27 protein-coding genes and 1 pseudogene are annotated in these 22715 nt (G+C 72.6%); 17 read left to right on the plus strand and 11 right to left on the minus strand.

Annotated features, from left to right (window positions below):
- Positions 1-38: 38 nt before the first annotated feature.
- The 6 genes from ACFSHS_RS05145 to ACFSHS_RS05170 all read left to right on the plus strand — a co-directional run bounded on the left by ACFSHS_RS05145 (position 39) and on the right by ACFSHS_RS05170 (position 4748).
- On the plus strand, positions 39-1238 hold the full coding sequence (locus ACFSHS_RS05145) for a CaiB/BaiF CoA transferase family protein (RefSeq protein WP_376872630.1): 1200 nt from the start codon (positions 39-41) through the stop codon (positions 1236-1238).
- Complete coding sequence (locus ACFSHS_RS05150; protein WP_376872633.1) at positions 1235-2092, plus strand: citryl-CoA lyase; 858 nt, start codon at positions 1235-1237, stop codon at positions 2090-2092. The genes ACFSHS_RS05145 and ACFSHS_RS05150 overlap by 4 nt, the downstream gene beginning before the upstream one ends.
- Positions 2089-3060 carry a zinc-binding dehydrogenase gene (locus ACFSHS_RS05155; protein ID WP_376872635.1) on the plus strand — a complete coding sequence of 324 codons (972 nt, stop codon included), beginning with the start codon at positions 2089-2091 and terminating at the stop codon, positions 3058-3060. The genes ACFSHS_RS05150 and ACFSHS_RS05155 overlap by 4 nt, the downstream gene beginning before the upstream one ends.
- Before the next feature lie 55 nt (positions 3061-3115).
- On the plus strand, positions 3116-3979 hold the full coding sequence (locus ACFSHS_RS05160) for a dioxygenase family protein (RefSeq protein WP_376872637.1): 864 nt from the start codon (positions 3116-3118) through the stop codon (positions 3977-3979).
- Positions 3980-4099: 120 nt separating this feature from the next.
- Positions 4100-4396 (plus strand): DUF1905 domain-containing protein, encoded by a 297-nt coding sequence (locus tag ACFSHS_RS05165; protein ID WP_376872639.1) that lies wholly within the window; start codon positions 4100-4102, stop codon positions 4394-4396.
- Positions 4397-4487: 91 nt separating this feature from the next.
- The gene (locus tag ACFSHS_RS05170; RefSeq protein ID WP_376872641.1) at positions 4488-4748 is read left to right on the plus strand and encodes a hypothetical protein; all 261 of its coding nucleotides are present in this window, start codon (positions 4488-4490) and stop codon (positions 4746-4748) included.
- Positions 4749-4858: 110 nt separating this feature from the next.
- Here ACFSHS_RS05170 and ACFSHS_RS05175 read toward each other — a convergent pair whose 3' ends face one another.
- Both ACFSHS_RS05175 and ACFSHS_RS05180 read right to left on the minus strand, forming a co-directional pair.
- Positions 4859-5062, minus strand: coding sequence for a hypothetical protein (locus ACFSHS_RS05175; RefSeq protein WP_376872643.1), 204 nt, complete (start codon positions 5060-5062; stop codon positions 4859-4861).
- Positions 5063-5282: 220 nt separating this feature from the next.
- Positions 5283-6962: a ribonuclease J gene (locus ACFSHS_RS05180; RefSeq protein WP_376872646.1), complete on the minus strand. Its 1680-nt coding sequence runs from the start codon at positions 6960-6962 to the stop codon at positions 5283-5285.
- Positions 6963-7129: 167 nt separating this feature from the next.
- Between ACFSHS_RS05180 and ACFSHS_RS05185 the strand changes: the two genes are divergently transcribed.
- Positions 7130-7642 carry a hypothetical protein gene (locus ACFSHS_RS05185; RefSeq protein WP_376872649.1) on the plus strand — a complete coding sequence of 171 codons (513 nt, stop codon included), beginning with the start codon at positions 7130-7132 and terminating at the stop codon, positions 7640-7642.
- 129 nt (positions 7643-7771) lie between these two features.
- Here the strand turns inward: ACFSHS_RS05185 and ACFSHS_RS05190 are convergent, their stop codons facing one another.
- Entirely contained in the window at positions 7772-7975 is a 204-nt protein-coding gene (locus ACFSHS_RS05190) for a cold-shock protein (protein ID WP_376872652.1), read from the minus strand.
- A 257-nt stretch (positions 7976-8232) separates the two neighbouring features.
- On the opposite strand from ACFSHS_RS05190, the gene ACFSHS_RS05195 reads away from it, so the two are divergent.
- Together ACFSHS_RS05195 and ACFSHS_RS05200 are read left to right on the plus strand one after the other, a co-directional pair.
- Positions 8233-8808 (plus strand): class I SAM-dependent methyltransferase, encoded by a 576-nt coding sequence (locus ACFSHS_RS05195; protein ID WP_376872655.1) that lies wholly within the window; start codon positions 8233-8235, stop codon positions 8806-8808.
- Between the two features lie 47 nt (positions 8809-8855).
- Positions 8856-9254 carry a YybH family protein gene (locus tag ACFSHS_RS05200; RefSeq protein WP_376872658.1) on the plus strand — a complete coding sequence of 133 codons (399 nt, stop codon included), beginning with the start codon at positions 8856-8858 and terminating at the stop codon, positions 9252-9254.
- Between the two features lie 2 nt (positions 9255-9256).
- Here ACFSHS_RS05200 and ACFSHS_RS05205 read toward each other — a convergent pair whose 3' ends face one another.
- Positions 9257-9400: a hypothetical protein gene (locus tag ACFSHS_RS05205; RefSeq protein WP_376872661.1), complete on the minus strand. Its 144-nt coding sequence runs from the start codon at positions 9398-9400 to the stop codon at positions 9257-9259.
- 17 nt (positions 9401-9417) lie between these two features.
- Positions 9418-9954, minus strand: a complete 537-nt coding sequence (locus tag ACFSHS_RS05210; RefSeq protein ID WP_376872664.1) for a GNAT family N-acetyltransferase — start codon at positions 9952-9954, stop codon at positions 9418-9420.
- 83 nt (positions 9955-10037) lie between these two features.
- Here ACFSHS_RS05210 and ACFSHS_RS05215 point away from each other — a divergent pair, with 83 nt between their 5' ends.
- On the plus strand, positions 10038-10502 hold the full coding sequence (locus ACFSHS_RS05215) for a winged helix-turn-helix transcriptional regulator (RefSeq protein WP_376872667.1): 465 nt from the start codon (positions 10038-10040) through the stop codon (positions 10500-10502).
- Between the two features lie 494 nt (positions 10503-10996).
- Here the strand turns inward: ACFSHS_RS05215 and ACFSHS_RS05220 are convergent, their stop codons facing one another.
- On the minus strand, positions 10997-11719 hold the full coding sequence (locus ACFSHS_RS05220) for a hypothetical protein (protein WP_376872670.1): 723 nt from the start codon (positions 11717-11719) through the stop codon (positions 10997-10999).
- A 91-nt stretch (positions 11720-11810) separates the two neighbouring features.
- Positions 11811-12518 (minus strand): hypothetical protein, encoded by a 708-nt coding sequence (locus ACFSHS_RS05225; RefSeq protein WP_376872673.1) that lies wholly within the window; start codon positions 12516-12518, stop codon positions 11811-11813.
- Positions 12519-12873: 355 nt separating this feature from the next.
- Between ACFSHS_RS05225 and ACFSHS_RS05230 the strand changes: the two genes are divergently transcribed.
- On the plus strand, positions 12874-13089 hold the full coding sequence (locus tag ACFSHS_RS05230) for a hypothetical protein (protein WP_376872676.1): 216 nt from the start codon (positions 12874-12876) through the stop codon (positions 13087-13089).
- Positions 13090-13524: 435 nt separating this feature from the next.
- On the opposite strand, the gene ACFSHS_RS05235 is transcribed toward ACFSHS_RS05230, so the two are convergent.
- The 4 genes from ACFSHS_RS05235 to ACFSHS_RS05250 all read right to left on the minus strand — a co-directional run bounded on the left by ACFSHS_RS05235 (position 13525) and on the right by ACFSHS_RS05250 (position 17834).
- Positions 13525-14424, minus strand: a complete 900-nt coding sequence (locus tag ACFSHS_RS05235) for an alpha/beta hydrolase fold domain-containing protein (protein WP_376872679.1) — start codon at positions 14422-14424, stop codon at positions 13525-13527.
- A gap of 162 nt (positions 14425-14586) precedes the next feature.
- Positions 14587-15885, minus strand: coding sequence for a UDP-N-acetylmuramoyl-L-alanine--D-glutamate ligase (murD, locus tag ACFSHS_RS05240; RefSeq protein ID WP_376872682.1), 1299 nt, complete (start codon positions 15883-15885; stop codon positions 14587-14589).
- The gene (locus ACFSHS_RS05245) at positions 15860-17179 is read right to left on the minus strand and encodes a MurL-like N-terminal domain-containing (RefSeq protein WP_376872685.1); all 1320 of its coding nucleotides are present in this window, start codon (positions 17177-17179) and stop codon (positions 15860-15862) included. The genes murD and ACFSHS_RS05245 overlap by 26 nt, the downstream gene beginning before the upstream one ends.
- 178 nt (positions 17180-17357) lie before the next feature.
- Positions 17358-17834 (minus strand): heme-degrading domain-containing protein, encoded by a 477-nt coding sequence (locus ACFSHS_RS05250; RefSeq protein ID WP_376872688.1) that lies wholly within the window; start codon positions 17832-17834, stop codon positions 17358-17360.
- Positions 17835-17918: 84 nt separating this feature from the next.
- Between ACFSHS_RS05250 and ACFSHS_RS05255 the strand changes: the two genes are divergently transcribed.
- The 6 genes and pseudogenes from ACFSHS_RS05255 to ACFSHS_RS05280 all read left to right on the plus strand — a co-directional run.
- Positions 17919-19067: a zinc-dependent alcohol dehydrogenase gene (locus ACFSHS_RS05255; RefSeq protein ID WP_376872690.1), complete on the plus strand. Its 1149-nt coding sequence runs from the start codon at positions 17919-17921 to the stop codon at positions 19065-19067.
- Positions 19068-19081: 14 nt separating this feature from the next.
- On the plus strand, positions 19082-19693 hold the full coding sequence (locus ACFSHS_RS05260) for a hypothetical protein (RefSeq protein WP_376872693.1): 612 nt from the start codon (positions 19082-19084) through the stop codon (positions 19691-19693).
- A 94-nt stretch (positions 19694-19787) separates the two neighbouring features.
- Positions 19788-20327 carry a DoxX family membrane protein gene (locus tag ACFSHS_RS05265; protein ID WP_376872695.1) on the plus strand — a complete coding sequence of 180 codons (540 nt, stop codon included), beginning with the start codon at positions 19788-19790 and terminating at the stop codon, positions 20325-20327.
- A gap of 209 nt (positions 20328-20536) precedes the next feature.
- Entirely contained in the window at positions 20537-21517 is a 981-nt protein-coding gene (locus tag ACFSHS_RS05270) for an ATP-binding cassette domain-containing protein (protein ID WP_376872697.1), read from the plus strand.
- Positions 21514-22350 carry an ABC transporter permease gene (locus ACFSHS_RS05275; protein ID WP_376872700.1) on the plus strand — a complete coding sequence of 279 codons (837 nt, stop codon included), beginning with the start codon at positions 21514-21516 and terminating at the stop codon, positions 22348-22350. Before ACFSHS_RS05270 ends, ACFSHS_RS05275 begins: the two co-directional genes overlap by 4 nt.
- Before the next feature lie 63 nt (positions 22351-22413).
- Positions 22414-22680 (plus strand): annotated as a pseudogene (locus tag ACFSHS_RS05280) (alpha/beta fold hydrolase); the annotation flags it as partial.
- Positions 22681-22715 lie beyond the last annotated feature (35 nt).

The following is a 22715-nucleotide window of genomic DNA, read 5'->3' on the forward strand; positions in this document are numbered from 1 at the left end:
CGTATCCGCTGAACCCGTCGAAAGGTGTCGCAGCGCTGATGACCGCAGAACCGGACCCCACACCCGCGGTCACCGGCCGGGGCCCGCTGTCGGGCCTGCTGGTCGCCGACTTCTCCCGGATCCTGGCCGGGCCCTACAGCACGATGCTGCTCGCGGACCTGGGTGCCGAGGTGGTCAAGGTCGAGGGGCCGGGCGGCGACGACACCCGCACCTGGCAGCCACCGGTCCGCGACGGGGTGTCCACCTACTACCTGGGCGTGAACCGCAACAAGCGCTCGGTCGCCCTCGACCTCAAGGACCCCGCCGACGCCGACCTCGCGCGCGAGCTCGCCCGCCGCGCGGACGTCCTCGTCGAGAACTTCAAGCCCGGTGGCCTGGCCCGGTTCGGTCTCGACTACGACAGCGTGGCGGCGGTCAACCCCGGCGTCGTCTACGCCTCCATCAGCGGCTTCGGCAGCGGGCCGGGCGGCGCGTCCCTGCCCGGCTACGACCTGATCGTGCAGGCGATCTCCGGCTTCATGAGCCTCACCGGCGACGCCGACGGTGAGCCCTACCGCGCCGGTGTCGCCCTCTTCGACGTCATGGCGGGGCTGCACGCCACGATCGGGGTGCTCTCGGCGCTCAACCACCGGCACGAGACCGGCCGCGGCCAGCACGTCGAGGTCAACCTGCTCTCCTCGGCGCTGTCGGGCCTGGTGAACCAGACCAGCGCGTACGTCGCCGGCGGGGTCGTGCCCTTCCGCATGGGCAACAGCCACCCGAGCCTCTTCCCGTACGAGCCGCTGCCCTGCGCCGACGGGGAGCTGATCGTCACCGCCGGGAACGACGGGCAGTTCCGCCGCCTGTGCGAGGTCCTCGGCGTGCCCGAGCTCGTCGACGACCCGCGGTTCCGCCGCAACGAGGACCGGACCGCCAACCGCGACGCCCTCCGGCCGTTGCTGGTGGAGCGCCTGCGCACCCGGTCGAAGATGGACTGGTTCCGCGACATCATCGGTGCCGGGGTGCCCTGCGGACCGATCAACACCATCGACCAGGGGGTCGCCTTCGCCGAGGAGATCGGCCTGGGCCCGGTGGTGACCGTGGGCCGGGGCGGCGCCGCCATCCCCTCCGTGCGCAACCCGATCACCTTCTCCGCCACCGCGCCGGAGTACCGCCTGCCGCCGCCGGCCCTCGACGAGCACGGTGCTGAGATCCGGCGCTGGCTCGCCGCCCCCGAGGAGAAGGAGCGCTCGGCATGAGCCCTGCTGGTCAGTCCCGCCCCACCACCCCCGCAGACGGCGCGCCCCTGTCCTTCCCCACCTCCCTGGGGACCTCCACCGCCGACGAGATCCGGCTGCTCGGGCAGGACCTGACCGCCGATCTGATGGGCAAGGTGGGTTTCGGGGAGCTCGCCTTCTGGCTGGTCGGCATGCGCCGGCCGACGCCGTCGGAGACCCGCGTCTTCGAGGCCGTGCTCGTGGCCCTGGCAGACCACGGCTTCACGCCCACCGCGATCGCCGCCCGGCTGACCTACCTGTCGGCGCCCGACTCCCTGCAGGGCGCGCTGGCCGCCGGGCTGCTGGGCGGCGGTTCCCGGTTCCTCGGCGTGACGGAGGACTGCGGCACCTACCTGCACGAGGTGGTGGAGCGCCACGACGGCGCCCTGCCCGAGGACGACGCCGGGTGGGACGCCCTCGCGCTCCGGGCGGTCACCGAGACACGGGCGGCGAGGCGCTTCGTACCCGGCCTCGGGCACCCGGTGCACAAGGTGCGCGACCCCCGGACGCCGGTTCTCATCGGCATCGCGGAGGAGGAGGGGTTGCGGGGCCCGCACCTGCGGCTGTTCGAGGCGATCGGCCGGGTGCACGAGCAGGTGCTCGGCCGCCGGCTGCCGCTCAACGGGGCCGGGGTGTGCGGCGCGGCGCTGGCCGACCTGGGCCTCCCTGTCGAGCTGCTGCGCGGCTTCGCGCTGCTGGCCCGCGCGGCCGGACTGCTCGGCCAGATCGCCGAGGAGCGGCGTCGTCCCATCGGCATGGACGCCTACCTCGCCGTCGACCGCAACGCCGTGTACGTCGCCCCGCAGGAGGAGCCGGCTCCCGGAGGGACGGCGTGAAGGCGGCCGTGCTCACCGTGCCGGGCAGCGCGCCCGAGCACGCGGAGCACCCTGATCCCGCCGGCGGCGACGGGACCACGCTGGTCCGCGTGACCGCCGCGCCGGTCGTCCCGCTCGACCTGCTGGCCGCGTCGGGCACCTCGTACTTCGGCGTCCCCGCGGTGCCCTACGTGCCGGGGGTGCAGGGCGTGGGCGTGGTCGAGCGGTCGGCCGTGCACGAGCCCGGGACGCGGGTCTGGTTCGCGACGAGCGCCGGCATGGCGCCCGGTGACGGGAGCCTCGCCGAACGCTGTGCCGTCCGCGACGTCGACGTCGTGCCGGTTCCCGGCGACCTCCCCGACGTGCACCTGGCCGCGCTCGGGCTGTCGGCGGTGGCGGCCTGGATGGCGCTCAGCTGGCGCGGCCGGGTGCGCCCCGGGGAGCACGTGCTCGTGCTGGGCGCCGGCGGCGCGGTCGGGCAGGCGGCGATCGGCGCGGCCCGGGTGCTCGGAGCCGGACGGGTCGTCGCCGTGTGTCGCTCCGAGCTGGCCCAGGAGCGGGCGCGTTCGGCCGGGGCGGACGTCGTCGTCCCGCTCGCCGGCGACGTCGACCACCTGACGGCCCGGTTCCAGGACGCGTGCAACGGCAAGGCCGACGTCGTCGTGGACCCGGTGTTCGGCGCCGCCGCGACGGCCGCCTCGCGGGTCCTGGCCGAGGGAGGCCGGCTGGTGAACCTCGGAGGGGCCTCGGGTGACGTCGCCGAGTTCTCGTCGGCGGTGCTGCGCAGCCGGTCGGCGGAGGTGCTCGGCTACACCAACAACGCGCTGACGCCCGCGCAGCGGGCCGAGGCGCTCACCGCGGTGGTGGCGCATGCCGCCCAGGGCCGTCTCGCGGTGGCGCACGAGGTGCTGCCGCTGGGCGCGGTCTCCGAGGCCTGGCGCCGCCAGGCATCGGGAGGAGTCGGCGCGCGCCTGGTGCTCACGCCCTGACCCGCTCGTTCCCCGGGCGGCGCCCGCCGTCCGGTTCCCGTCCCAGGAGGAAGCCGTGCAGCTGGTCACCGAGGAGAACATCACCGATCTGGCGGTGGAGCGCTGGGCGACGGCGAAGGATCCGCGCCTGGCCGAGCTGATGACCGCCCTGGTGCGGCATCTGCACGACTTCGCCCGCGAGGTCAGGCTGACCGAGGCGGAGTGGATGGCCGCCATGCACTGGCTGACCCGCACCGGGCAGATCAGCAACGAGAAGCGGGAGGAATTCATCCTCGCCTCCGACGTCCTCGGTCTGTCGATGCTCGTCGTCCAGATGAACCACCGCCTGGACCCGGCCGCGACGCCGGCCACCGTGCTCGGCCCGTTCCACATCGAGGGCTCGCCCGAGCTGGGCTTCGGCGGCGACATGTCGGAAGGGCTGGACGGCGTGCCCCTGTACGTGCACGGGATCGTGCGCGACCTGGCCGGCGACCCCGTGCCCGGGGCCGTGCTCGACGTCTGGCAGGCCGACGACGAGGGCGTCTACGAGGCGCAGCTCGGCGAGGTGGACGAGGCGCGCCTGCGGGCCAAGTACACCTCCCGCGAGGACGGCAGCTACTGCGTGCGGACGATCGCGCCCAAGGGCTACACCATCCCGATGGACGGCCCCGTGGGCGACCTGATCGCCCGCACGGAGATCAGCCACTTCCGGCCGGCGCACATCCACTTCCTGCTCAACGTGCCCGGTTACGAGCCGCTGATCACCCACCTGTTCCAGGAGGGTGCGGAGTACCTGGACAGCGACGTGGTCTTCGGGACCAAGCAGGAGCTCGTCGTGCGCTTCGAGGACCGCGACCCCGGCCCCACTCCCGACGGGGGCACGAGCGACCGGCCGTGGATCGAGGCGCGGTACGACTTCGTCCTCCAGCCGCGAGCCTGACCCGTGTGCGCGCCGTCCCGGTGAGACGGTCCGCGCGACCGATGAGTTCCGGCGCCGGCCGACGTCCTAGCCCCGACGGACGTCGTGCTCCGGATGGACGTCGTCCGGACGGAGGACGGGATGACCGAGCGCGCGGGCGGGCAGGGACCGCTGGACACCGAGTTCACCGCCACCCTGGTGCGGAGCCCGGCGAAGGGCGGCTGGACGTACGTGCAGATGCCGGGATCGGCCGAGTTCTTCGGCACCCGGGGGCTGGTCCAGGTGCGGGGGAGCGTGGACGGGCACCCGTTCCGCGGCTCGTTCATGGCTCTGGGCGACGGGACCCACAAGCTGCCGGTGGCGGCGCAGGTCCGGCGGGCGATCGGCAAGCAGGCCGGCGACGTCGTCACCGTGCGCCTGACGGAGCGGATCGCCTGACCGGTGCTCCGCGGGCGGGCAGGGGGCCCTCACGGGCGCCTGTCCACGTGCCAGCATGCGCCCATGAGCAGCCACGTCGCCGTCGACGTGAGTGCGCGGGCCATCCACGTCACCGTCCCGGCGTCGCCGGACGGACACGCGGCGCCGGGAGGAGTTCCTGCTGACCACGCTCGACGACCGGCTCCTCCAGGACGGGCGCCTCGCGGCGAGGGCCTACGGCGGGCCGACGGCCGGGGGCCGGGGAACGTGCATCTCCTTCCCGGTGCCGGACCGGCCGGAGCGTGCGGCTCTGGTGTCCGACGCCGCCCGTCGCGCCGGTGAGCTGTGGGCCGCCCACCGCGACCTCGACTGACTGCTCGGCCGTCGCCACGTCTGCGGGAGGCCGTCCTCGGCGCGGCAGCGCCGGCGCACGGGGAACCATTCCCTCTGGTCCGGCGTCGGGGGTGGCGCTGTTCGCCGCCTCTACCGCGAGCGCTGTTGCCGGCGGGCGATGGCCACGAGGACGCCCAGGACGATCACCAACGGCACCCACGACGGCACCCCGAACGGCCCCAGGATCAGGCCGACGACGAACAACAGCAGCTGGAAGCCGAGCAGGAAGGCGACCAGCAGCACGATCCAGAAGAGGACGGGCCGTTCCATCTGCAGGCGGCGCAGGTAGTCCATCGCCCCTCCTCGGTCGCGCATCGGTGACGCGGATCGGCGCCCCGCCACCCCCAACGCCCCCCGGCGATGTGACGTTCCCTGCTGCCCCGCGCATCGCCGGCGCTGCCCCCGCGCCACCGGATGGACCAGGACCGGCCGCCACCCCGCGGCCGCCGAAGGCACCGGGCCGGCCGCTGTCCCGACCCGGTCGGCGACCCCCGGCCCGTCGGGGGTCGGCAGCTCAGGCGTCGATGACCACGGGGATGATCATCGGGCTGCGCCGGTACGTGCGGTGCGCCCAGGTGCCCACGGCGCGCGAGATGAGCTGCTCCAGCTGGGTCGCGCCCCCGACGCCCTCCTCGGCGGCCTTGGCCAGCGCCTTCTCGACGAGCGGCACCACGGCCTCGAACGTCGTCTCGTCGTGCACGAAGCCGCGGGCGAGGAAGTCCGGCGGCTCGGCGAGCATGCCGGTGTCGGCGTCGACGATGGCGACGACGGTGATCACGCCCTCCTCGGCCAGGTTGCGCCGGTCCTTGAGGTGGGCCTCGGTGGCGACGGTCTCGCCGTCGACGTAGACGTAGCCCGCCGGCACCTTGCCGCTGATGCGCACCCGGCCCTTGACCAGGTCGACGGCCATCCCGTCCTCGGCGATGACGACGCCCTTCGGGTGCACACCGGTGCGGATCGCCAGGTCGCCGTTGGCCCGCAGGTGCCGCCACTCGCCGTGCACCGGCATGACGTTGCGCGGCTGGACGAGGTTGTAGCAGTAGACGAGCTCGCCGGCGCTGGCGTGGCCGGAGACGTGCACCCTGGCGTTGCCCTTGTGCACGACGTTGGCGCCCCACCGGGTCAGCTCGTTGATCACCCGGTAGATCGCGTTCTCGTTGCCGGGGATCAGCGAGCTGGCGAGCAGGACCGTGTCGCCCTCGCTGATGCGGATGACGTGGTCGCGGTTGGCCATCCGGGAGAGGGCCGCCATCGGCTCGCCCTGCGAGCCGGTGCAGACCAGGCACACCTGGTCCGCCGGCAGCTTCTCGAGGACCTTCATGTCGACCACGAGGCCGTCGGGCACGGTCAGGTAGCCGAGGTCGCGGGCGATGCCCATGTTGCGGACCATCGACCGCCCCACGAAGGCCACCTTGCGGCCGTGCGCGTGGGCCTGGTCGAGCACCTGCTGGATGCGGTGCACGTGGCTGGCGAAGCTGGAGACGATGACCCGGCGGGGGGCGGTGCGGAAGACCTTCTCGATGGCGGGGACCAGTTCGCCCTCGGACGTGGTGAACCCGGGGACCTCGGCGTTGGTGGAGTCGGTGAGGAAGAGGTCGACGCCCTCCTCGCCGAGGCGGGCGAAGCCGCGCAGGTCGGTGATCCGCCGGTCCAGCGGGAACTGGTCCATCTTGAAGTCGCCGGTGTGCAGCACCAGCCCCGCCGCGGTGCGGATGGCGACCGCCAGGGCGTCGGGGATCGAGTGGTTGACCGCGAGGAACTCGAGGTCGAAGGGGCCGAACTGCTCGAGATCGCCCTCCGCGACCTCGACCGTGACCGGCCGGATGCGGTGCTCCTTGAGCTTGGCCTCGATGAACGCCAGTGTCAGCCGGGAGCCGACCAGCGGGATGTCGGCCCGCTCGCGCAGCAGGTAGGGGACGCCGCCGATGTGGTCCTCGTGCCCGTGGGTCAGCACGATCGCCACGACGTCGTCGAGCCGGTCCCGGATCGAGGTGAAGTCCGGGAGGATGACGTCGACGCCCGGCTGGTGCTCCTCGGGGAACAGGACGCCGATGTCGACGATCAGCAGCTTGCCGGCGTGCTCGAACACGGTCATGTTGCGACCGATCTCCCCGAGACCACCGAGGGCCATCACCCGCAGGCCGCCGTCCGGGAGCGGTGGCGGGGTGCGCAGTTCGGGGTGCGTGCGGCTCATGCCCTGAACGTTACGGCGGCCCTCCGGGACGCTCGGCACGCACTCGCCGGGCGCGCTGCTCGTCGCGGTCCGCGGCGAGCCCGGGAGGGATGGCCGCCCGCAGGTCCCGGGCTAGCGTCCCCGGACCGGCGCCGACCGGGCGCCCTTCCCTGGGAGACGGTGTCCGCATGGCCCGATCGATGAGTGTTCTGCGCATCCTCGCTCGACTCGACCCCCGGCTGTGGGAGCTGGTGCACCCCCACGTGCCGATCCTGCACCAGGGCCTGCGCACGAGCCGGCGGTTCGGGGACGAGGTGTTCCTCAACCCGCAGCCACTGCCGCCGCGCGAACGACTGCTCCTCGAGACCGTGTCCGCGGCCCGAGCCGTCGCCGAGGCCGCCATCGCGGCGCAGTTCGCCGGGCGGGACGTCCGCGAGGTGCTGCAGGAGGTCGGCGACGACTGGTGCCTGACCCGGCCGGGCACGATCCCGTGGCCGCGGCACTGGCCGCACCCGTGGCCGCCCGGGGAGGCCTACCCCATCGCCGAGGAGATCGACCAGGTGGCCCAGGCTGCGCAGGCCGCCGCCGGACTGGTCTTCCAGTCCTACGCGGCCGGCATCCAGGACGAGCGGTTGTCCGCCTCGTTCGCCGAGCTCGCCGATCGCCTCGAGGAGGCGGCCGTCACCGACCGGCAGGGGTGATCCACGCCTCGGAACAGCAGAGCCTCGGAACAGCAGAGCCTCGGGACAGCAGAGCCTCGGAACAGCAGAGCCCCGGAACAGCAGAACGGGGGTCACGGCGCACTGCGCCGTGACCCCCGTTCCGGTGGATCAGAGCGGGCGGACGTTCTCCGCCTGCGGGCCCTTCTGGCCCTGGGTGACGTCGAACTCCACCTGCTGGCCCTCGTCGAGGGACTTGTAGCCGGTCGACTGGATGGCGGAGTAATGGCAGAAGACGTCGGCGCCGCCGCCGTCCTGGGCGATGAACCCGAAGCCCTTCTCCGCGTTGAACCACTTCACAGTGCCCTGAGCCATGCTGTTCTTCTTCCGTGCTGGAGGTGTCCGGACCGGCAGACACCGGTCGTCGGGTCGCTGCACCACCGGCAGGACCGCGAGGAACGTCAGGCAGAAGACGACTGCGGACGTTCGAGAACGAAGCAGAGGCACGACAGCGACCGGCCGCGAGTCTACGCGTGTCCGGGGGGCGGTGGTGCACGGGCGACGAGTCCGTGCCATCGTGCTGCGGGGAGCCGGGCGCCGGACCCGCTCCGCTCCGGCTGCGGAAGGGCCGCATGAATCAGCAACTGGCAGATCGGCTCCGCTTCCTTCGCGCGTTCGCCACCAACCCCCGGCAGGTCGGGGCGATCCTGCCGACGTCCCGCCTGGCCGTGCGCGACATGCTCGACATGGCCGACGTGCCCGGCGCCTCCCTGGTCGTGGAGCTCGGCGCGGGCACCGGCTCGCAGACCGGCGAGGTCCTCGCGCGCATGGCGCCCGACGCGCGGCTGCTGGCCCTGGAGATCGACCCGCGGCTGGCGAAGGTGCTGGAGGAGCGTTTCGACGACCCGCGGCTGCAGGTGGTGTGCGACTCCGCGGAGAACCTCCGCGAGCACCTGGGGGAGGAGCGGGCCGACGTCCTGGTGTGCGCCCTGCCGTTCACCTCGTTCGAGCCGGGCCTGCGCCGCCGGATCCTGGACTCGCTGCCAGGGGTCCTCAGGCCCGACGGCGTGGCGCTGATCATCCAGTACTCGCCGCTCATCCAGTCGGAGCTGCGGCGGCTGTTCCCGTCGGTGCGCCGCCGGATCTCGCCGCTGAACGTGCCGCCGGCCTTCCTCTTCGCCTGCCGGCTGCGGGAGGACCAGGGCTGATCCCTGCGCGGCGATGAGTTCCGCCGCGCCGGGACGTCGGAGAGCTCATGACCGACGACGAGGCGCAGGTCCGGGAACTGGTCCAGCGGTGGGCGCGTGCGGTCCACGAGGAGGACCTAGAGGGCGTGCTGGCCGACCACGCGGCCGACCTCGTCATGTTCGACGTGCCGCCGCCGGACGACGGCGTCCGCGGGCTCGATGCCTACCGCGAGACGTGGCCGCCGTTCTTCGCATGGCAGCGGCAGGGTGCGGTGTTCGAGATCGTCGGCCTGGAGGTGACCGCCGGCCGCGATGTGGCATTCGCGTTCGCCCTGCTCCGCTGCGGCACCGCCGAGGAGCTGGCGCGTGAGCCGGGCAGGCGGCTGCGGATCACGCTCGGGCTCCGGAGGGAGGACGGACGGTGGGTGGTCGCCCACGAGCACCACTCGTTCCCCCTCCGAAGCTGAGATCAGCGTCGGGCGAGCAGCGCCGAGATCTCGTGGGCGGACTCGACGGTGGGGGCGGCGGCCAGGGCGCGGGCGAGGGCTCGCTCCTCGCGCAGGTGGGCGCGGACGGCCCGGCGGTGGCTGAAGGCGTTCTGCAGGCGGGACATGGCGTTTCCTCCGGTTGCTAGTGACTGGCGGTTGCGAGGAGGGGGTCGGGAGGGGCCTCGGCGGATACCGGCTGCGCGCTGGCCGGCAGCGGGCTCACGACGTCGTAGACGCCGGCGTCGGGGACGAGCGTCGAGTCAGGGAGGAGCCGGCGGACGAGGCCGAGGACCGGCTGGTTGTCTGCCTGGACGGTCGCCGTGAGGCGCCGGACGCCGCGGCGGGCGGCGAGGCCGGTGAGCTCGCCGAGGAGCTGCCGGCCCACGCCCATGCCCTGCCAGGCGTCCTCGACCAGGACGGCGACCTCGGCGGTCGACGGGTCGCCGACGGGACGGTCGTACCGGGCCACGCCGATGACCTCCCCGCCCACGACGGCCACCACGGCCTCGCGCAGGTCGTGGTCGACGGTCACGAGGCGGCGGACCGTCTCCTCGGGGAGGGAGTGCACGGGCGAGTGGAACCGGCGGTACACCGTCTCCTTGGACAGGCGCCCCCACAGCCGGCAGAAGAGCGTCCGGTCCGCCGGTTCCACCGGCCTGGTAGCCACTGCGATGTCCATCGCGGCCTCCTGAGTTCGTAAGACGAACTGTGCTCCTCCTTTCGAGGTTCGTCAAGTGAACCCAGCCTGGTTAGGATGCGGATGTGAGCGATGCCTCGTGGGACCGGTCCCGGTGCTCGGTGGCGGGCACCCTCGCCGTGGTGGGGGAGAAGTGGAGCCTGCTGGTGCTCCGGGAGGCGTTCCTCGGCGTCCGCCGGTTCGCCGACTTCCAGCGCAACCTGGGCGCACCCAAGGCGGTCCTCACCGACCGGCTGGCCACCCTCGTCGACCAGGGCATCCTGCGTCGGGTGCCGTACCAGGCGGAGGGGGAGCGGCAGCGGCAGGAGTACCGGCTGACGGAGAAGGGGATCGACCTCTATCCGACCCTGGTCGCGTTGATGCAGTGGGGGGACAAGTACCTCGCCGACGACGTCCCGCCCCTGGAGCTGGAGCACCGCGACTGCGGTTCGCCGGTGCACCTGGGTCTGGTGTGCGAGGGCGGGCACGAGCTGACGGGTGCTCGGGAGGTCCGCCCCGTGCCGCGGGCGACCGCGGCCAGCCCGCGCTGAGCCGGCCGCCGACGGTGGCCGATCGAACTGCCGTGTCGCCGCAGTCGGCGGCGTTCACCCTGAAGGCCTCCGTAGGGACAGCCTGCGTCGTCTGTCAGGCCTGCGGTGTCGGGTCCCGTGTCGGCGGATGCTGGCTCATGTTGCAGCGCGTGCGGTCGACGACCAACCCGCGCCTACCGTCGGAGGGCGCTCGGGGAGGGCTGCGCCAACTCCCTTTGGGGAAGACGGTGCCGCTTCCCTTGTGCACCACCCCGGTGCAGCAGATGTCGGAGCGGTTCTGGCGCCGGAGGGCGCGAAGTCACGCTGGCGTAGATGCCGTCGCGCGCCTGTAGTCGCAGCCGTCGCGGGACAGAGCCACCGCGCACTGGGAAGTCACTTCGGCATCCCGGGAAGGCGGCGCTCAGCCCGTTCCCGGAGACATTGGACCGGGACCTGCCACGGTGGAGTCCCGCGCATGCGGTGCCCCTGCAACGCTTCAGGCGCCCGTCTTGGGCTCAGCCACTCGTGACTTCTTCTCCTGACCGCTGGGTCCCGCTGCGAGGAACGAAGGTTGGAGCTGCGCGTCCCAGTCCCGGGTTCGCAGTTCGCCCTCCTGCGCCCGTCAGTAGAGCCACGCCGATCCAGACATGGCTGCCCGCGAAAATCAACGTCGACAATGGCCCGAGGACCGGGACGAACGGTCCCGCGAGCAGCGGGAACGCAACCGCACCGATCGTGAGAGTCAGCGCCGCCCCGGGGGGCACGATGGCGGAGCGCCATAGGGCGAGGCCCAGCAGGGCCAGTCCCACGACCCACAGCCCGGCCAACGATGCGCTGAAGACAGCGGCCCACGAAGTGACGACTGGGCCGTCCCAGGCGACTACCTCGGGAGCGTGCGCAGCGATCACCGGCAGTAGGAACGCCTCCCAGTAGAAGAGGCAGGCTGCCATGACCAGGCCGGGAACAGCGAGGGCGAACCCAACGGCACCCAATCGGCCCAGGCGGTCGGCGCGAGGGGCATAGCGGCCGAACAACCCCGCCAGCGACGAGATCGCGGCGATAACGAGCCCCGCGTGCATCGGTACCCACAGCGTGGTGTCCAGGGCCGCGTCGGCGAGCGTCGTCTGGAAGATGTCAGGGTGGACGATGACGGGCAGGATGAGCAACGCGGCGACGATGAAGCAGCCACCCGACCAGCGGTCCATTCGTCGGGAGACCCCTGGGTCGGAGTCAGCCATGATGACCTTTCCGGGGCCGACCCGAGCGGCGCCACTCAGTGTGCTTGCATGAGGAACGGTTCGGGAGCTCTTCAGATCGTGAGGTGATCTCTTAGACCGTCCCAGCCACTGACGCCGCTTCGCCATCTCGAGCACGAACAGGCCTCATGGTCATGATGAGAGCAGTCAGAACCATCCACAGCGCAAACATGAAATGCATCAGGATGCCCGCGGCGTCCAGAACGCCAGAAGCGGTGGACCCCGTGCCTGCGAGGGGACGTAGACCGGACAGTAGCGCCATGGCGGTCACCAACACGCCGAACCAGCCTGTCCAGCGGGGCAAGATCCGCCAAGTCAGCACGGCGATGGAGACAGCGCCCACGAATACTGCAACGGGGAAAGGCGAGAACCAGAGGACCTCCCCGAGCAACCTGAATGAGTAGAACGTCTGAACGGTGGTCGGATCCAGAGCGGCGAGGTCCCGGAACAGAGGGGCCGCCATGCACAGCACCGCTATGAGGTAGAACGCGGCCGTCACCAAGCCGCCGGCGAAGGCCACATCGGAGATATGTCCGAATCGACCTTCTGTCAGCCGTAATGAGCCACGAAGCGATCCGAGCCAGATCAGGAAGAAGGCCGCAGCTAAGCCGCCCAATACGGTCCCGACCTGTATCAATGTCGCCTCGGACTCGAAGAAGGCAACCAACTCGTCGGGCGTTGTCTCACCGAGGCGGGGCCCGACGTCGTGACCCATGATCCCGGGCAGAAGCAGAAGTCCCGCGACAACCCCACTGGCCGAGCCCGCGCGAACCAGGTTCACGATCTCCCACCTACTGCTACTGGCTAGCGCTGGATGATCGCGCTGCGGCCGTTGGCATCGACAGGGTCGAAGGGCCTCAGCCCATCGCAACATGCGGGGCCCTCGCCGGTTACCGCCGCCCGTCAAGCCGAGGAGGGAGGGCCGATGAGCTGCCCATGTCGACGGTGCTGACGGTGACTGTCACGGAGTAGGCCGCTTCGGGACACAAGTCGTCCAAGAACACGCCTGCTCATCCGGGTGCCCCGTCGCCGTGGAGGAGCACCCGCACGGCCGGCACCGCTTCGACTCGGCCGATCAGGAACGAGGCCGCCACCACCGATTGTCCGGCCGGTTCTCGGGGTGCAGCCTGTGCGCCGTGACGATCCGGTGGTTGACCGATGCCGACCGGGCCCAGCAGGAGCAGATCGTGCGCGAGCGGTGGGAGCGTGATGAGCTCCTGCTCGAGTTCGCCCGGTGGCTGGCGGACCGTTCCGGACATGATGGGCCAGTCACCGTGCCCGAGCTGAACCCGGAGACGGAGTCACATCTGCTCCGGCTGCTGCGGGACGGGATGACTCCGCCAGCCCCCTGAGCGCGATCGGGGCCCCCCATCTGTGCGACCTCTCGGCGGCGCTCCAGCCGGTTCGGTCCATCACGGCGCCGGGTGCCCAGCAACCTACGGACGGAGGTGCCCGCCTGCACGGGTGCCCCGGGTGCGCCCTCACGGGCACAGTCGCAGGTCGGACGCTCCTGCGGAAGCGTCCGACAAGGCGCACACCTTGTCGGCGTTTCCGCGGAAGCGTCTCAGCGGTCTCCCAAGGTCTGAGTGGGCCGCTTACGGCTGCTCGCCGCAGCGACGACACGTTCCCGCGGAATCGCCGTCACGCCATGACCCCTGACCGCGCTTCCGCGGAAGCGTCGCGGACAGAGTCACGCTGTTCTCGAGTGGGCCGATCCGGGCCAGTCAGCCGGCTCACGGTGAGCGGCGCAGGGTCTGTCGGAACCGGAGAAGACCTGATCGACAGCCTCAGCCGGCGAGGACGCCGGCCATGAGCCGCCGCGCCCGCCGCCCCTCCGGCACCGGCAGGAGGGGGTGCACGTGGATCAGGCCCGTCTCCTCGTGGTGGTCGACCGGTACACCGGCCGCACGAGCGCGGCTGACCAACAGCCGGGTGTCGGGGCTGGTGATGTCGCGGGTGCCGCTGAAGACGGTGAGGGGGCCGAGGCCGACGAGATCACCGAACAGGGGGCTGACCAGCGGGTCCTTGATCGGCAGGTCGCCTCGCCAGAGCTCGATCGCCGCCCGGGTGCCGGGCCGGGCGAGCCACGGGTCCCGTGGCTCGACCAGGTCGATCTCGGGATTGGCGAGGGTCAGGTCCAGCGCGGGTGAGATGAGCACGGTCCGGTGCAGCGGGGGCACGCCCCGGTCGCGCAGGAGCAGCGCCGCGGACAGCGCGATCTGCCCGCCGGCGGAGTCCCCCAGGGAGGCGACCCGCCCGGCGCCGTACCGGTCGACGAGCGCAGCGATCAGATCGGCGACGGAGGGCACGACCGTCGCCGCAGTCCCGACGGGCGCCAGCGGGTAGATCGGAACGGTGACCGCGGCGCCGCTGCGGGCGGCCAGCCCGGCGACCAGCCGCCAGTGCAGCGGGTGGATCTGGTTGACCCAGGCGCCGCCGTGCACGTAGACGGCGGCACGGGTAGGCGTGCGGTGACGCGGCAGGAACCGGTAGACCGGCCAGCCGGTGTCGTGGCCGACGTCCACCTCGATCTCGACCGAGCGCAATCCCCGCGGTGGCCCGTACGGGACGGGCCGCACCAGGCGGTCCTGCACCCCGCGCAGCATGGCCTCCGGGCTGGCGAACTGGCGTCGGAAACCGAGCAGCCGGAACAGCCCGGGCAGGAGACGGCCGGCGAAGCTCGGCATGGGGTCCTCTCGGCTCGAGCGGGGCGGGGACACGGGGCAGCTTTGCAGCGCCGCCTGCGGGCACGGACACGAGGGCCCGGCCGCCGCTCTCCACCGAACCCCAGGAGCACGGGAGGGAGATGCGCCTCGAGCGAGCCGCTCGATCGGCCCTCGACCGGCTGCTCAGCTCTCGGCCAGCACCTCCATGCTGCGGACGAAGTCGGCGGCGCGCTCCTCGTAGTTGCGGTACCTGCCGAAGCTCGGCGCGGCGGGGGAGAGCAGCACCACGCCGTCGGGGCGCGCCCACTCGAACCCGGCGCGCACTCCTTGCGCCAGCTCCGGGACCTCCCGGACGTCGAGGTCGGGAGCCCCCGCCCGCAGCGCCTGGGCGATCCGGGGGCCGCTGTCGGGCAGGCACAGCACCAGCAGGTCCGCCCGTCCGGCGAGGCCCTCGGCCAGCGGCGCGTAGTCGATGCCGCGGTCGTGCCCGCCCACCAGGAGGGCGACCCGCCGGCCCGGGAAGGCATCCACGGCCGCGAGGGTGGGGAGGACGTTGGTGGACAGGCTGTCGTCGACGAAGTCCACGCCGCCGACCCGGCCGACCGGGCGCAGCCGGCTGCCCAGCCCGGCGAAGTCGCGCGCGGCAGCCGCGATCCGGTCGTCCTCGTCGGCACCGGGCACGCCGAGCTCGACCAGCGCGGCACGGGCGAGCAGCGCGTTGCGGACGTTGTGCTCCCCGAGCAGGCCGAGCCCGCCGGTCCAGCCCCGGTCGTCGGACGCGTGCACCCAGCGGACCGCGGGGCCCAGTAGCTCGGCGTGCTCCCGCAGGAGCGGGCTGTCGCCGTCGGCGACCACCCGGCGGACGCCGGGCCGCGCGCACAGCGAGAGCTTGTCCCGGAAGTACTGCTCGGGGCCGCCGTGCCAGTCCAGGTGGTCCTGGCTCAGCGAGGTCACCGCCACGACGGCGGGGCCCAGGGCCACGTCGGTCGCCTGGTAGCTGGAGGTCTCCACCACCCACCAGTCGACGTCCTGCGGCGCCTCCGGGTCCCAGGGGGCGGTGCCGAAGTTGCCGCCGAGCAGCACCCGCTGTCCCAGACCCGTGGCCAGGTGCCCGGCGATGGCCGTGGTCGTGCTCTTGCCCTTGGTGCCGGTGATGCACAGGACCCGGTCGCGGTCGGCCTCGGCCAGCCACAGCCCGAGGCCACCCACCACGGGCACGCCGGCGGACTCCAGCGCCCGGAGGTCCTCACGCCGCCGGGAGATGCCCGGCGACTTCACGACGACGTCGCACCGGCCGAGGGCCTCCAGCCCGCCGGCCGCGGTAGGCAGGACGTCCTCGGACGGCGGCCGGTCGTCGACCAGGGCCGCGGGGGTGACGCCCAGGGCGGCGAGCTTGCGCAGGTTCGCCCGGCCCTCGACGCCCAGCCCCCAGACCCCGACGGCCCGGCCCGGCAGGTCAGACCAGGAGATCGTCGGCGGCATACGGCGCTTCGATGAAGTGCTCGCCCATCGGGGCGAAGTACCGGTCGGTGGACCCGGGGGCGGCCGGCTGCTCGGCCCGCAGCTGCGCCAGCACCGGGTTGCCCGCCCGGTCGGGGCGGGCGGCGGCGAGCTCCAGCGCCACGCGGCACTCGCCGACGTCACCGACGCACTCGAACGGCTTCGTGGCGGCGGTGTCGCCGAGCAGTCCCCGGAACCGCGGCAGCAGCTCCGGCCGGTCGAGCGGCTCCCGGCCGCCGAAGACCGCCCGCAGCTGCTCGGCCGACATGAACGGGGCCAGTATCAGGTCGATGAACGCGCACTTGTCGCACTCGCCGCACCAGGCCGAGGCGCGCAGCGCCGGGTCGACGTGGAAGGCGCGGTTGCAGCTGCGGAAGACCGGGTGGTACTCGGTCAGCTGCGCGAACCGCTCGGCCACCCACAGCTCCGAGTACGGCCGGAGCGCCGAGAAGTAGCGGAAGCCCGGCAGCACGGCGTCCAGCAGCCGGCGGAACCCGCCCTCGAAGTCCAGGGACTTGGAGTACTGGTGGTTGATCCCTCGGCCGTCCACCTCGATGGTCGGGGCCGACGCCGACCACTCGTTGCTCATGATCACCGCGCTGCGGGAGTCGAGGACGGCGGCGACGACGGCGATCGCCGAGAGGACGCCGGTCACCGGCACGTGCCCGTTGAGGAAGCCGAGCTCCCGGCTCCGGAGCACCTGGGGGTCGAGCGTGCGGCTCGCCCGCACGATCGGCAGCCCGGTGACCGCCGCGGCGTCCTCGATCGGGTCGAACCGCCCGACGATGAACAGGCTGCTGTCGGGGAACCGCCGCTTGGTCTCCTCGACGACGACCACCGAGTCGATGCCGCCGCCGAAGGGGATCAGCGGGCGCTCCTCCGGCAGCTCCCAGCTCACCGGCGCGGCCAGGTCGCGGCGGCCCCCGACGATCTGCAGGTCGTCGATCGGCAGGTCGTTGACGTAGCTGAACTCGCCCAGGCCCTGGACGTAGAAGTCGCGCAGGAAGGCGACCTCGTCCTCGGTGACCGGGGTGTCGCCGAGGTCGATCACCGGGGGAGCGGCGGTCTTGTAGTACGAGATGCCGCTCAGCAGGAAGAGGATGCGGGCCGCGGCGGCGACCGCCGGTCGGTGCCAGTCGAGCCCGGCCGGAAGGCGGACGACCTCCTGGAAGGAGCGGCCGTCGAGCGAGTAGCGCGACCTGATCTCGCCGGTGGCGGGGACGACGTCCACGCCCTCGTAGGTGAACCTCTCGCCCCGGCGGTCGTCGCTCTTCATCGCCGGCGAGCCTACCCGTCGCCTGCCACCGGATCCGGTGCGCGACGGGACGCGGCGCAGGCCGGCACGGTCGCCGATCGGCCGGCGGATCCGGGCCGCACCGGCCCGCGCCGGCGCGGTACCGCTCGGTCGTGGTCCGGTCGGGCGACCAGGCCGGCCTGCGGGGCGACGGCGGCTCTCAGATCCTGGCCGCGAGGTGGGCGCGGAGCGCCGCGACCACCATGCGGTGGTCGTCCACCTGGGGCAGGCCGGACACGACGACGACGCCGACCGGCCCCACCGAACGCACGAGGACGGGGAACGCGCCGCCGTGGGCGGCGTAGCCGTCGGGATCGAGCCCGAACTCCGCCTCGAACGTCGTGCCGCGCTCGATGCTCGCCTGCCGCACGTAGAGGCTGCTGTGCCCGAACCGCTCCACGACGGCGGCCTTCCGGCGGATCCACGCGTCGTTGTCCGGGGTCGCGCCGGCCAGGGCGGCGTGGAAGAGCTGGTGCCGGTTGCGGGTGACGTCGACCGCGATCGGCGCCCCCTGGTCGCGGCCGGCGGCGACGAGCGCGGACCCGAGCGCCCAGGCGTCGTCGTTGGTGAACGAGGAGAGGTGGAGCTCCTGCTCCTCGGCGGCCAGGTCGGCCATGGTGTACGGCTGGTCGCTCATGACCTCTTCCTATCGCGTGCGGTTCGCGTCCGGTCGGCGAGGGCACAGGGAGGTCTCCGGTCCGTCATCCACACGAGGATCCTCATGCGCGCGATGGTCTACCGCGGCCCGTACAAGATCCGGGTCGAGGAGAAGGACAAGCCGGTGATCGAGCACCCCAACGACGCGATCGTGCGGGTGACGTTGGCGGCGATCTGCGGCTCGGACCTGCATCTCTACCACGGGCTGATGCCGGACACCCGGATCGGGCACACGTTCGGCCACGAGTTCATCGGCGTGGTCGACGAGGTCGGCTCGTCGGTGCGCAACCTGCAGGTCGGTGACCGGGTGATGGTGCCGTTCAACATCTTCTGCGGCTCGTGCTGGTACTGCGCGCGGGGCCTCTACTCCAACTGCCACAACGTGAACCCCAACGCCACGGCGGTCGGCGGCATCTACGGCTACTCGCACACGACGGGCGGCTACGACGGCGGGCAGTCGCAGTTCGTGCGGGTGCCCTTCGCCGACGTCGGCCCCGTGAAGATCCCGGACTGGATGCACGACGAGGACGCCGTGGTGATGACCGACGCCGCGGCGACCGGCTACTTCGGTGCCCAGCTCGGCGACATCGCCGAGGGCGACACGGTCGTCGTCCTCGGCGCCGGGCCGGTGGGGCTGACCGCCGCGCAGTCGTCCTGGTTGATGGGGGCGGGCCGCGTCATCGTGATCGACCACCTGGAGTACCGGCTGGAGAAGGCGCGGACCATGGCCCATGCCGAGACCTTCAACTTCACCGAGTACGACGACATCGTCGTCGAGATGAAGAAGCAGACCGACTACCTCGGGGCGGACGTCGTCATCGAGGCCGCGGGCGCCGAGGCCGACGGCAGCTTTCTGCAGCACGTCACGGGGACCAAGCTGAAGCTCCAGGGCGGATCCCCCATCGCGCTCAACTGGGCCATCGACTCGGCGCGCAAGGGAGGGACGATCTCGGTCGTCGGCGCCTACGGGCCGGTGCCCAACGCGGTGAAGTTCGGCGACGCGCTGAACAAGGGGCTGACCTTGCGGATGAACCAGACACCCGTCAAGCGCCAGTGGCCGCGGATGTTCGAGCACGTCCGCAACGGCTACCTCACCCCGCGGGAGACGGTCACGCACCGGTTCCCGCTGGAGGACATCGCCGAGGCCTACCACGTGTTCTCCGCCAAGCTCGACGGCTGCATCAAGCCGCTCGTCCTGCCGAGCGCGGCCTGAGGGGGAGCCCGACCATGACCGAGCACCACGGCACCGCCACCGACGTCCCGAGCGCCTACCTCCGGGACAGGCGCACCCCGCCCCCGAGCCGCGAGGAGCTCCGGGCCCGGATCCCCGGCTGGGGCGCGGACCTCGACCCGGCCGACCGGCCGTCGCACCCCAAGCTGCACTACGCGCCGGACAGCACCGGGGCGCACTGGGACTTCCCCGAGCGGCAGCCGGAGAAGTGGCCGCGGGAACGCTCCGTCGAGCACGCCTTCGTCACCCCGGTCTTCGGGACGGCGCAGCCGCCGAAGGGACTGTCGGGCGCGATCCGGAAGTTCTCCTACGCCAGGTACAGCGAGGGCCGGCTCGGGCACTGGTTGCTGCTGATCCTGGCCGACCGCGTGGACGCCTGGGAGCACCACCTGAGGTCGTTCCTCACCCTGCATCCGGACAACCCGATCACGGAGACCGGGGTGCGCAGCGAGTTCACGCACCACGGCCTGAGGTCACGGTTGCGCCATCGCCGCGCCGACCGGGTCCACCAGCTGCTGGACCCGGTCGTCGTCGCCGGGCCCTGGGTGGCGGCCGCCGGTGGCGTCGTGGTCGGCGCCCGGCGGCTGCTGCGAGCCGTCCGCCGCTGATCGTCACCGCGGACGTATCCGCAGGGATTCGGCGCCCTCTTCCCTCCGACGGCCGTGCGACGGGCGCGGCCCTCGGGACCGGGAGGAGATGACCATGGTCGGGACGCCCCAGTCGACGGCCCTGATGACGCGGACGGCGGAGGTGCCGGCCGCCACCCCGGGCAGCGGTGGCCCCATCCCGTCCCGGTGGCCCGGGGCCGCCCTGCTCGACCGCGCCGAGGACATCAACCAGCGGATCGCGCCCACCCTGCTGCGGCTGGCGCTCGCTGCCGTCTTCGTCTGGTTCGGCGCGCTCAAGCTGGTGGGCGCCAGCCCGGTGCACGAGCTGATCGGCGCCACCCTGCCGTTCGTGGACGCAGACCTCAGCGTCCCGGCGCTGGGCGTGGTCGAGGTCGTCCTCGGCCTGGCCCTGGCCGCCGGCGTGTTCCCGCGAATCACGCTGCTGGTGCTGTGCGGGCACCTGACCGGCACCTTCCTCACCTTCGTGACGGCGTCGGAACTGATGTGGTCGGCCAACCCGCTGGAACTGACCGCCGACGGCGAGTTCGTGGTCAAGAACCTCGTCCTGATCACCGCGGCCCTGGTCCTCATCGGCGGCTACACACGGCGGGCGCGGGAGCGTCGCACCGCCTGAGCGCGTGGCCGGCGCCGGAGCCCCGCACGGGCTCCGGCGCCGCACGTTGCGACGGACCCGACTGCCGGCCGGGCGACGTCCTCGAGCCGGCACCGCCGGTTGACCGCGCCCTCGGGCCCCCAGCCGAAACTCGCTCGCCACCGATGACTTTCGGGCGGACCCTGCGTCTCAGACGTGACAGCACCCACGGGGCAGAGACGAGGAGTCCCATGACGACGCACGCAGCACTCGCGATCGAGGCCACGGCGCTGGAGAAGTCCTTCGGATCCACCCGCGCGGTGGCCGGCATCGACCTGGCGGTGCCGCAGGGCGTCATCTACGGCGTGCTCGGGCCCAACGGCGCGGGGAAGACCACGGTCATCCGGATGCTCGCCACCCTGATCCCGCCCGACGGGGGCACCGCGCGGGTCCTCGGGCACGACATCCGCACCGAGGGCGACGCCGTCCGTGGGCTGGTCAGCCTCACCGGCCAGCTGGCCTCGGTGGACGAGGACCTGACCGGTCGGGAGAACCTGGTGCTGCTCGGCCGGCTGCTCGGGCTGTCCCGCCCGGCCGCACGGAGCCGGGCCGACGAGCTGCTCGACGCGTTCGGCATCGCCGAGGCCGCCGGGCGGCTGGTCAAGCACTACTCCGGCGGCATGCGCCGGCGGCTGGACATCGCGGCCAGCATCGTCGTCACGCCGCAGGTGATGTTCCTCGACGAGCCGACCACCGGGCTGGACCCGCGCTCGCGCAACCAGGTCTGGGAGATCGCACGGGCACTGGTCGCCGGCGGCACGACGATCCTGCTCTGCACCCAGTACCTGGAGGAGGCCGACCAGCTGGCCAGCGGCATCGCGGTCATCGACCGGGGGCGGGTCATCGCCGAGGGCACGCCGGGGCAGCTGAAGGCGTCGGTCGGCGCGGGCGCGCTGCACGTGCGCCTGCTCGATCCCGCCCGACGCACCGAGGCGGCAGGTGTGCTGGCGAGCGTCGTCGGCGCGGTGGAGCCGGCGCCCGACCCGGCCGCGCTCACGGTGTCCTGCTCGGACGCCGCACGGGCGGCGGTCGGCGTCGCGGAGCTGGCCAGGAGCGGCATCGGCATCGCCGAGTTCTCCCTGGACCAGCCGAGCCTGGACGAGGTCTTCCTGGCCCTCACCGGGCACATGACCGAGGAGTCGGACGCAACCCTCGAGGAGCAGGCGTCATGAGCACCGCGACCCCGACCACCGGCCGCGCCGACACCGCGGCGGTCCGGCGGGCCATCGCCTCCACCGAGCGGCCACCCCGGCCCGGACGGCTGGCGACCGCGCTCACGTTCGGCTGGCGCGGGATGCTGAAGATCAAGCACGTGCCCGAGCAGCTGCTCGACGTGACCATCACGCCGGTCATGTTCGTGGTGATGTTCACCTACCTGTTCGGCGGCGCGGTGGCGGGCTCGACCAGGGCCTATCTGCAGTACATCCTGCCGGGCATCCTGGTCATGTCGGTCCTGTTCACGACCGTGTACTCGGGGGTCTCCCTCAACACCGACCTCACCAAGGGCGTCGTCGACCGGTTCCGGTCGCTGCCGATCTGGCGACCGGCGCCGCTGCTGGGCGCCCTGCTCGGAGACAGCGTCCGCTACGTCCTGGCCGGCACCGTGATCATCGTGGTCGGTGTCGCGCTCGGGTACCGCCCGGCAGGCGGGGTCGCGGGAGTGGCCGGCGCGCTGGCCCTCGTCGTCGTCTTCTCGTTCGGGCTGTCGTGGGTGTTCTCGGTGCTGGGCCTGCTGCTGCGGTCGCCGAACGCGGTGCTCAACGGCGGCTTCCTCGGCATCTTCCCGCTGACGTTCCTGTCGAACGTCTTCGTCCCACCGAGCACCCTGCCCGGCCCGCTGGAGGCCTTCGTCGAGGTCAATCCGATCTCGGTGCTCGCGACGGCGTCGCGGTCGCTGATGGCGGGGCGTCCCGACGGCGAGGCCGTCGTCATCTCCCTCGCCGTCGCGGCGGCCCTGGCGCTGGTGTTCCTGCCGATCACGACCCGGCTCTACCGCAGCCGCTGACGCGGGAGGCCGTGGTGGACGCGGCCGAGGTCGGGGGGTGAAGGCTCGCGTACCACCGCGCGGGCACCGGCCCCACCCCTCAGGCCGCTTCACGGCGGCTGCAGCGACGGCCGGGAGGTCCTCCTGACCGTCGCGGTGCCGACCCTGGTGCTGCACGGCGCCGCCGACGTGCGGGCGCCCCGGCCGGTCGCCGATGCGCTGCACGCGGCGATCCCGGGCGCCCGGCTCGTCGTCCTCCCGGGCGTGGGACATCTCATCAACGTCGAGGCGCCGGAGGCCTTCGACGCCGAGGTCCGCCGCTTCCTCCGGACGGTCGAGACCACCGTCTGACGACGGCGGCAGGCCTTCGCCCGGCGGCCCCTGTG

It is taken from the genome of Blastococcus deserti, assembly GCF_042682525.1.
GTDB classification, from domain to species: domain Bacteria; phylum Actinomycetota; class Actinomycetes; order Mycobacteriales; family Geodermatophilaceae; genus Blastococcus_B; species Blastococcus_B deserti.

Excerpts from the sequence above, each read along its gene's own strand:
- ACFSHS_RS05145 (WP_376872630.1), top strand. The coding sequence starts at position 39 with ATGACCGCAGAACCGGACCCCACACCCGCGGTCACCGGCCGGGGCCCG.
- ACFSHS_RS05150 (WP_376872633.1), top strand. The coding sequence starts at position 1,235 with ATGAGCCCTGCTGGTCAGTCCCGCCCCACCACCCCCGCAGACGGCGCG.
- ACFSHS_RS05165 (WP_376872639.1), top strand. The coding sequence starts at position 4,100 with ATGACCGAGCGCGCGGGCGGGCAGGGACCGCTGGACACCGAGTTCACC.
- ACFSHS_RS05175 (WP_376872643.1), bottom strand. The coding sequence starts at position 5,062 with ATGGACTACCTGCGCCGCCTGCAGATGGAACGGCCCGTCCTCTTCTGG.
- ACFSHS_RS05180 (WP_376872646.1), bottom strand. The coding sequence starts at position 6,962 with ATGAGCCGCACGCACCCCGAACTGCGCACCCCGCCACCGCTCCCGGAC.
- ACFSHS_RS05185 (WP_376872649.1), top strand. The coding sequence starts at position 7,130 with ATGGCCCGATCGATGAGTGTTCTGCGCATCCTCGCTCGACTCGACCCC.
- ACFSHS_RS05190 (WP_376872652.1), bottom strand. The coding sequence starts at position 7,975 with ATGGCTCAGGGCACTGTGAAGTGGTTCAACGCGGAGAAGGGCTTCGGG.
- ACFSHS_RS05195 (WP_376872655.1), top strand. The coding sequence starts at position 8,233 with ATGAATCAGCAACTGGCAGATCGGCTCCGCTTCCTTCGCGCGTTCGCC.
- ACFSHS_RS05200 (WP_376872658.1), top strand. The coding sequence starts at position 8,856 with ATGACCGACGACGAGGCGCAGGTCCGGGAACTGGTCCAGCGGTGGGCG.
- ACFSHS_RS05205 (WP_376872661.1), bottom strand. The coding sequence starts at position 9,400 with ATGTCCCGCCTGCAGAACGCCTTCAGCCACCGCCGGGCCGTCCGCGCC.
- ACFSHS_RS05210 (WP_376872664.1), bottom strand. The coding sequence starts at position 9,954 with ATGGACATCGCAGTGGCTACCAGGCCGGTGGAACCGGCGGACCGGACG.
- ACFSHS_RS05220 (WP_376872670.1), bottom strand. The coding sequence starts at position 11,719 with ATGGCTGACTCCGACCCAGGGGTCTCCCGACGAATGGACCGCTGGTCG.
- ACFSHS_RS05235 (WP_376872679.1), bottom strand. The coding sequence starts at position 14,424 with ATGCCGAGCTTCGCCGGCCGTCTCCTGCCCGGGCTGTTCCGGCTGCTC.
- murD (WP_376872682.1), bottom strand. The coding sequence starts at position 15,885 with ATGCCGCCGACGATCTCCTGGTCTGACCTGCCGGGCCGGGCCGTCGGG.
- ACFSHS_RS05245 (WP_376872685.1), bottom strand. The coding sequence starts at position 17,179 with ATGAAGAGCGACGACCGCCGGGGCGAGAGGTTCACCTACGAGGGCGTG.
- ACFSHS_RS05250 (WP_376872688.1), bottom strand. The coding sequence starts at position 17,834 with ATGAGCGACCAGCCGTACACCATGGCCGACCTGGCCGCCGAGGAGCAG.
- ACFSHS_RS05255 (WP_376872690.1), top strand. The coding sequence starts at position 17,919 with ATGCGCGCGATGGTCTACCGCGGCCCGTACAAGATCCGGGTCGAGGAG.
- ACFSHS_RS05260 (WP_376872693.1), top strand. The coding sequence starts at position 19,082 with ATGACCGAGCACCACGGCACCGCCACCGACGTCCCGAGCGCCTACCTC.
- ACFSHS_RS05265 (WP_376872695.1), top strand. The coding sequence starts at position 19,788 with ATGGTCGGGACGCCCCAGTCGACGGCCCTGATGACGCGGACGGCGGAG.
- ACFSHS_RS05270 (WP_376872697.1), top strand. The coding sequence starts at position 20,537 with ATGACGACGCACGCAGCACTCGCGATCGAGGCCACGGCGCTGGAGAAG.
- ACFSHS_RS05275 (WP_376872700.1), top strand. The coding sequence starts at position 21,514 with ATGAGCACCGCGACCCCGACCACCGGCCGCGCCGACACCGCGGCGGTC.